This window comes from uncultured Sphingomonas sp. (assembly GCF_964244235.1).
Lineage (GTDB): Bacteria > Pseudomonadota > Alphaproteobacteria > Sphingomonadales > Sphingomonadaceae > Sphingomonas.
The window spans coordinates 21,176-28,787 of record NZ_CAXTII010000030.1 but is presented as its reverse complement, the minus strand read 5'-3'; the positions used below and the strand labels follow the sequence as shown (position 1 = coordinate 28,787).

5 protein-coding genes and 1 tRNA gene are annotated in these 7,612 nt (G+C 65.7%); 3 read left to right on the top strand and 3 right to left on the bottom strand.

Translation table 11 applies throughout. The features are described from left to right. Positions 1-1,587, bottom strand: a 1,587-nt coding sequence (lepA, locus tag ACFE7D_RS07210; protein WP_375394750.1) for a translation elongation factor 4, incomplete at its 3' end; no start/stop codon positions are given. Between the two features lie 401 nt (positions 1,588-1,988). Here lepA and ACFE7D_RS07205 point away from each other — a divergent pair. After that, a complete protein-coding gene (locus tag ACFE7D_RS07205; protein ID WP_375394749.1) occupies positions 1,989-3,287 on the top strand; it encodes an FAD-dependent oxidoreductase in 1,299 nt (432 codons plus the stop codon). Between the two features lie 24 nt (positions 3,288-3,311). Here ACFE7D_RS07205 and ACFE7D_RS07200 read toward each other — a convergent pair. Further along, positions 3,312-3,388, bottom strand: a tRNA-Pro gene (locus tag ACFE7D_RS07200). Positions 3,389-3,573: 185 nt separating this feature from the next. Next, entirely contained in the window at positions 3,574-5,181 is a 1,608-nt protein-coding gene (locus tag ACFE7D_RS07195; protein ID WP_375394748.1) for a phosphoenolpyruvate carboxykinase, read from the bottom strand. Positions 5,182-5,357: 176 nt separating this feature from the next. Between ACFE7D_RS07195 and ACFE7D_RS07190 the strand changes: the two genes are divergently transcribed. Together ACFE7D_RS07190 and ACFE7D_RS07185 are read left to right on the top strand one after the other, a co-directional pair. Continuing rightward, positions 5,358-6,068 carry a response regulator gene (locus tag ACFE7D_RS07190; RefSeq protein WP_375394747.1) on the top strand — a complete coding sequence of 237 codons (711 nt, stop codon included), beginning with the start codon at positions 5,358-5,360 and terminating at the stop codon, positions 6,066-6,068. Then, positions 6,037-7,605 (top strand): ATP-binding protein, encoded by a 1,569-nt coding sequence (locus ACFE7D_RS07185; RefSeq protein ID WP_375394746.1) that lies wholly within the window; start codon positions 6,037-6,039, stop codon positions 7,603-7,605. The genes ACFE7D_RS07190 and ACFE7D_RS07185 overlap by 32 nt, the downstream gene beginning before the upstream one ends. Positions 7,606-7,612: the final 7 nt, after the last annotated feature.

Genomic DNA, 7,612 nt, shown 5'->3' with positions numbered 1-7,612 from the left:
CTTGAACAGGTGGCGCGGGATCAGGTCCTTCAGCCGCTCGCACATGCCGCGGCCGCGCACCTCCGCCGTGCCGCGGTGGACGATCATGCTGAGCGCGTCGACCGGCTCCTCGTTGACCAGGATGCCCATCTTGACCAGATCGCCCTCCCGGTAGCCGATCTGGCTGTAGTCGAAGCTTGCATAGCCCTTCGACAGCGATTTCAGCCGGTCGTAGAAATCGAACACCACCTCGTTCAGCGGCAACTCGTACGTCGCCTGCGCACGACCGCCGACATAGGTCAGGTTTTTCTGGATACCACGCCGATCCTGGCACAGCTTCAGGATGCTGCCGAGATATTCGTCGGGAACGTAGATCGTCGCCGCGATCCACGGCTCGCTGATCGACGCGATCGCGCTGGGGTCGGGCATGTCGGCGGGGTTGTGCAGTTCCAGATGACCCTCGCCGTGGCTCAGCTCGATCTCGTACACCACCGAGGGCGCGGTCGTGATGAGGTCCAGGTCGTATTCGCGCGTCAGCCGTTCCTGGATGATCTCAAGATGCAGCAGGCCGAGGAACCCGCAGCGGAACCCGAAGCCGAGCGCGGCGGAAGTCTCCATCTCGAAGCTGAACGACGCATCGTTGAGCCGCAGCTTCGAGATACTCTCGCGCAGTTTGTCGAAGTCGTTGGCATCGACCGGGAACAAGCCGCAGAACACGACCGGCTGGACTTCCTTGAACCCCTCCAGCGCCTGCGTCGCAGGCCGCTTCGCATCGGTCAGCGTATCGCCCACGCGCGCCTGCGCCACGTCCTTGATCTGCGCGGTGATGAAGCCGATCTCGCCCGGGCCGAGGTCCGACAGTTGCTCGATCTTCGGACGGAAACACCCGACGCGGTCGACCAGATGCACCGTCCCGGCGTTCATGAACTTGATCTGCTGGCCGCGCTTCAGGACGCCGTCGATCACGCGGATCAGGATGACGACGCCCAGATAGGGGTCGTACCAGCTGTCGACCAGCATCGCCTTCAGCGGCGCATCGATATCGCCCTTCGGTGGCGGGATCCTGGTGACGATCGCTTCCAGTATCTCGGCGACGCCGATCCCGGATTTGGCCGAGGCCAGCACCGCCTCCGACGCGTCGAGGCCGATGACGTCCTCGATTTCCTTGCGCACCTTTTCGGGTTCGGCGGCGGGCAGGTCGATCTTGTTGATGACCGGGACGATCTCATGGTCGTGCTCGATCGACTGATACACATTGGCGAGAGTTTGCGCCTCGACCCCCTGCGCGGCGTCCACCACCAGCAACGCGCCCTCGCACGCGGCGAGGCTGCGCGAGACCTCATAGGCGAAGTCGACATGGCCCGGCGTGTCCATCAGGTTCAGGACGTAATCGATGCCGTCCTTCGCCTTGTAGGCCAGGCGCACCGTCTGCGCCTTGATCGTGATCCCCCGTTCCTTCTCGATATCCATATTGTCGAGCACCTGCTCGGACATCTCGCGGTCCGTCAGCCCGCCCGTCGCCTGGATCAGCCGATCGGCCAGCGTCGACTTGCCGTGGTCGATATGCGCGATGATCGAGAAATTGCGGATCGTGGAAAGCGGGGTCATGCCGCGCCCGTAGCAGGCGTTCGTCGCGATGCCAAAGGGTTGGCTCCGATGGCTTTCGGCCCCGCAACGTTTAAAACGGCCTGGGCCGCGAGCACCTGTCCTTTCCGTTCCCTGGCGAAGGCCGGTGCCCAGCCCATTCACAAGGACTCGCGCGCAGGCGCGATCGGTGCTGCACGCCGGGCCCGGGGCCCCGCCCTTCGCCGGGGAACAGCTGTATACCTCGCACTCCCCCTGTCCTACTTCGTGCGACTGTGGCAGCTTCGCTCGATGCACTGCTCGATCCATCCCGCCGCGGTCGCCGCTTTCGGCAAGATCGGCAGTGCGGGGGGCGATTTCGACGCTGACGTAGCGTGTGGTTCGTCCACTTCCAGCGCCCAGACCCGAGCGGATCGGAACGCCCAATGCGCCATATCGCGGTGATCGGCTCGGGCCCGGCGGGCTATTATACCGCCGAAGGATGCCTCAGGCAGTTCGGCGATGGGGTCCGGGTCGATATCCTCGATCGGCTGCCCGTGCCTTACGGCTTGATCCGTACCGGCGTCGCGCCCGATCACCAGTCGATCAAGGGTGTCAGCCGCCGGTACGAAGCGACCGCGCTTTCCGACAATATCCGCTTCGTCGGCAACGTGACGGTCGGGCGCGATGTGACGATCGCCGAATTGACCGACCTTTACGATGCGGTCGTGTTGGCGACGGGTGCGCCGTCGGACCGGACGCTCGATATTCCCGGCGACGATTTGCCCGGCGTCATCGGCTCCGCGGCGTTCGTCGGCTGGTATAACGGCCACCCCGATTTCGCCGGTCTCGCGCCACCGCTTCATGGTCCCGGTGCGGTCGTCGTCGGTGCCGGTAACGTCGCGCTGGACGTCGCGCGTATCCTCGCCAAGACCGGCGACGAGTTCGCCGGTTCGGACATCGTCGCGCATGCGCTCGGGCAGCTTGGCGAGCATGAGATCGAGACCGTCACGATCCTCGCGCGGCGCGGCCCGCACCAGATCGCGATGACGCCAAAGGAACTGGGCGAACTCGGCGGTTTGTCGCGCGCCGTACCCGTCGTCGATCCTGCCGACCTGCCGCCCGAACATCTCGACGCCGCGCTCGACCCCGGCGTGCGCAAATCGGTCGCGCACCTGCGCGCCTTCGCCGATCGCGGCGACGACAAGCCGATCACGGTGGCGTTCGATTTCTACGCGATGCCGATACGGATCGAGGGCGGGGCGCATGTCGAACGCGTGATCGTCGAGCGCACCCGCATCGAACCCGACGGGCGTACGGTCGGCACGGGGGAGACCTACGCGATCCCGGCGGCGATGGTCGTCGCCTGCATCGGCTATCGCACCCCGCCAATCGAGGGCGTGCCCTATGATACGAAGCTCGGCCGGTTCGCGAATGTCGAGGGGCGGATCGCGCCCGGTCTCTACGCGGTCGGCTGGGCGCGGCGCGGGCCGACCGGGACGATCGGCACCAATCGCCCCGACGGCTTCCTGACAGCGGAGCATATCGCGGCCGATACGGTGGCGGACAGCGACAAGGCGGGGCGCGCCGGGCTCGACATGCTCCTGGCGGATCGCGGGGTCGATATCGTCACGTTCCGCGACTGGCAGGCGATCGAGCGCGCGGAGATCGCCAATGCGCGCGCCGGCGCACCGCGCGAAAAATTCGTCGCGGTGAAGGCGATGCTTGCGGCGCGGGATCGATAGCCCTGCAATGGTTGGGCCCTGCAATGGTCGGGGCGATAGGATTCGAACCTACGACCCCTGGACCCCGAGACCAGTGCGCTACCGGACTGCGCCACGCCCCGACACATTGCAGGCGCTGCGCGTAGCGGGGCGGCAAATGGCTATCAAGCGAAAAGAGGTGGGATGGAACCGCGCGCCCTTCATTCATGCGCCCGCCACCCCGGGGCTAGGCCCGGCATCCCGCTTCTTCGGGCCTGGGAAGAAGCGGGACCCCGGCTCGAGGCCGGGGCGACGCTATCGTCGCCGGTCAGGCCACTTCCATCATCTTTGGTGCCGCCTGTCGAACACCCTCGTCGACATGATCTTCGAACTGCGCGAAGTTCTCGACGAACTGGCCCACCAGCTTCGCTGCCGCAGCGTCGTACGCTCCCTTGTCGGACCAGGTACCGCGCGGATCGAGGATCGCGGTATCCACGCCCGGCACCGATACCGGCACTTGGAACCCAAAATACGGATCGGTGCGGAATTCGGCGCCATTCAGGCTGCCGTCGAGTGCGGCGTTCAGCAGCGCCCGCGTCGCCTTGATCGGCATCCGGCTGCCGACGCCGTATTTGCCGCCGGTCCAGCCGGTGTTGACCAGCCAGCAATCGACGCCGCCCTTTGCGATGCGTGCCTTCAGCAGATTGCCGTAGACGGACGGATGCCGCGGCATGAACGGCGCGCCGAAACAGGTCGAGAAGGTCGCATCCGGCTCGGTCACCCCGATCTCCGTCCCGGCGACCCGCGCGGTATAGCCCGACAGGAAATGGTACATCGCCTGATCGGGCGTCAGCTTCGCGATCGGCGGCAGGATGCCGTAAGCATCCGCTGTAAGCATCACGATGTTGCGCGGCACCGGCCCCATATTCTCGGTCGAGGTATTGGGGATGAAGTCGAGCGGATATGCGCCGCGGCTGTTCTCGGCCAGACGGGCATCGTCGAGATCGAGCTGGCGCGTGACGGGGTCCATCACGACATTCTCCAGCACGGTGCCGAACCGCTTGGTGGTCGCGAAGATCTCGGGCTCGGCGTCGGCCGAAAGCCGGATCATCTTGGCATAGCAGCCGCCCTCGAGATTGAAGATCGCGGTGTCGGACCAGCCATGCTCGTCGTCCCCGATCAGCGTGCGTGCCGGATCGGCGGACAGCGTCGTCTTGCCGGTGCCCGAAAGACCGAAGAATACCGCCGTGTCGCCGTCCGGTCCCATGTTGGCCGAACAATGCATCGGCATGACGCCCGTCGGCGGCAACAGGTAATTGAGAATACCGAATACCGATTTCTTCATCTCGCCGGCATAGCGCGTGCCGCCGATCAGGATCAGCTTCTCGGTGAAATTGACCGCGATCACCGTCTCGGTCCGGCTGCCGTGGCGCGCCGGATCGGCGCGGAAGCTGGGCAGGTCGATGATCGTGTAATCGGCCGCGAAATCCCGCAGATCGGGTTCTTCGGGGCGAACGAGCATCGTGCGGATGAACAGGTTATGCCAGGCGAATTCGGTCACGACACGGACGCGGACGCGGTTTTCCGGCTGCGACCCGCCGTACAGATCCTGGACGTAGAGGTCCTCCTTGTCGACGAGCGCGGCGAAGAAGTCGGCCTTCAGCGCCGCGAAATCGTCCGGGCTCATCGCCTTGTTCGACTTGCCCCACCACACGCTGCCTTCCGTCTCCGCATTCCTGACGATGAACTTGTCCTGCGCCGACCGTCCGGTATGCGGGCCGGTCTCGACGACCAGCGGCCCGTCCGCGGACAGCTTGCCCTCGCCGCGGGCGACGGCGATCTCGACCAGCCGCGCGGTCGTCAGGTTCCAGTGCAGGTCGGCGCGGGTCTCGATCCCCTGCGCTTCCAGTCCTTGGGTAGGTATCCGCTCGTTCATCGACATCCTCTCAAACCTGGCATCGGACACGATCGACGCCGTGCACATATGCATTCCTGGGAAAAGCGCATAATCGCAGGGCAACGGTCGGTCAAATGACGGAAATATAGCCGGTTGAGCATTCTGCATTCCTGGTATAGCCCGCAAAGGCAACGAGACAAGGTCGCCCCACCGCGATGACGGCTTCGATCGCGCTCGTCGATGACGATCGCAACATCCTGACCTCGGTGTCGATCGCGTTGCAGACCGAGGGATTTCTGACCCGCGTCTATTCGGACGGCGAGACGGCGTTGAAGGCGCTGATCGACAACCCGCCCGATCTCGCGATCTTCGACATCAAGATGCCGCGGATGGACGGGCTGGAACTTCTCCGCCGGTTTCGCGAGAAAAGCCAGATCCCGGTCATCTTCCTGACCAGCAAGGACGATGAACTGGACGAGGCGCTTGGTCTTGCGATGGGTGCGGACGATTACATCGCCAAGCCGTTCTCGCAGCGCCTGCTGATCGCCCGCATCAGGGCCATCCTGCGCCGTTCCGAAAGCGCGCAGCCGAGCAGCGGCGAGGCCGAAAGCGAGGGGGCGACCGGCCCGATCGTCCGCGGCCGGCTGACGATGGACCCGGCCCGCCACCGCACCTCCTGGAACGATCTGCCCGTCACGCTGACCGTCACCGAATTCATGATCCTGGAAACGCTGGCGCAGCGGCCGGGCATCGTGAAGACGCGCAACCAGTTGATGGATGCCGCCTATCAGGACGACATCTATGTCGACGATCGCACGATCGACAGCCATATCAAGCGGCTGCGGCGCAAGTTCCGGGAGATCGACGACTCGTTCGACGCCATCGAAACGCTTTATGGGGCCGGGTACCGTTTTTCGGACGAATGAAGACCGCGATCTGACGCTTCGCTGGTCGGGTCAGATCTCGCTGACCCGGCGCATCCTGGCGGTCAACATCTTCGCACTGGCGTTGCTGGCGGGCGGGTTCTTCTATCTCGATTCATACCGTAGCCGGATCGTCGACAGCCGGGTCGCGCAGGCCGGGCGCGAAGTGCGGCTGGTCGGGGAGGCGATCGCGTCGGTCGATCCGGACGAACGTAGCGCGCTGATCGTCCGGCTGGCGGAGGATACCGGATCGCGCATCCGCCTGATCGATGCCGGCGGCGGCGTCGCGGCGGACAGCCGGTCGCTCGGCACGCACAATTTCGTGCTGCTCGATCCCGATCGGCAAGGCCGCGGCCAGGTCGCGGCGCGACTGCTCGATGCGATGATCGATACGGTCGTCATGGCACCGCGACCGCCCCTGTACCGCGAACGTGCGGCAGGCGATCCGTGGCCCGACGTCATGGCGGCGCGTGCAACCGATGCGGTATCGACGACGGTCTGGCGCGCGCCTGACCGCACCCCCGTCATCACCGCCGCCGCGCCGCTGCCCGGGGGCGGCGTCGTGATGTCCACGGTCAACGCCCGCGACATCACGGAAACGGTGCGGATCGAACGGTTTCGTCTCGGCGTCGTGCTGGCGGCGGTGTCGGTCGTGTCGATCCTGTTGTCGCTGTTCCTCGCCCGCACCATCGTCCGCCCGCTGCGACGCCTCGCCCGGGCCGCGGTCCGCGTCCGGCTAGGGCGGGCACGCGAAGTGGTGGTGCCCCGCCTGCCCTCGCGCCGCGATGAACTCGGCATGCTGGCCCGTGCGCTGTCGGACATGAGCCTTGCGCTGCGGGCCCGGATCGATGCCACCGAGGCGTTCGCGGCGGATGTGACGCACGAACTGAAGAACCCGCTCGCGTCGCTTCGGTCGGCGGTCGAGGGGCTGACGACGGTGCGCGACTCGGCGCTTCGTGACCAGCTGTTGGCGATCGTCCGGGACGACGTCCACCGGCTGGACCGGCTGATCACCGATATTTCCGAAGCGTCGCGGCTCGATGCGCAGCTCAGCCGCGCCAAATTCGAGCCGGTGGACATCGGTATCATGATCGACGGATTGGTGGCGCAGCGCGTAACCCGGGGGATCGAACGCGGCATCCGGATCGTGTTCGATCACGATCCGGATGTGCCGCTCGTGGCGCTCGGCGAAGGCGCGCGACTGGAACGCGTGTTCGAAAACCTGATCGACAACGCGCTGTCCTTTTCGCCGCAGGACAGCATTGTGGCGATCGCCGCGCTGCGGGAACGACGCGACATGGTCGTTCGGGTCGAGGACGACGGCCCGGGCGTGCCGGAGGAGGCGCGCGATGCGATCTTCCGCCGCTTCCAGTCGATCCGTCCGCAAAGCGAGGCCTTTGGTCGCCATTCCGGGCTGGGCCTCGCCATTGCGCGCACCATCATCGACGGGCATCAAGGCGCGATCATGGTCGAATCGCGCGAGGACAGGCTGAGCGGCGCGCGCTTCGTCGTCCGATTGCCGCTCGCCGATCCCGATTGAACGGAAA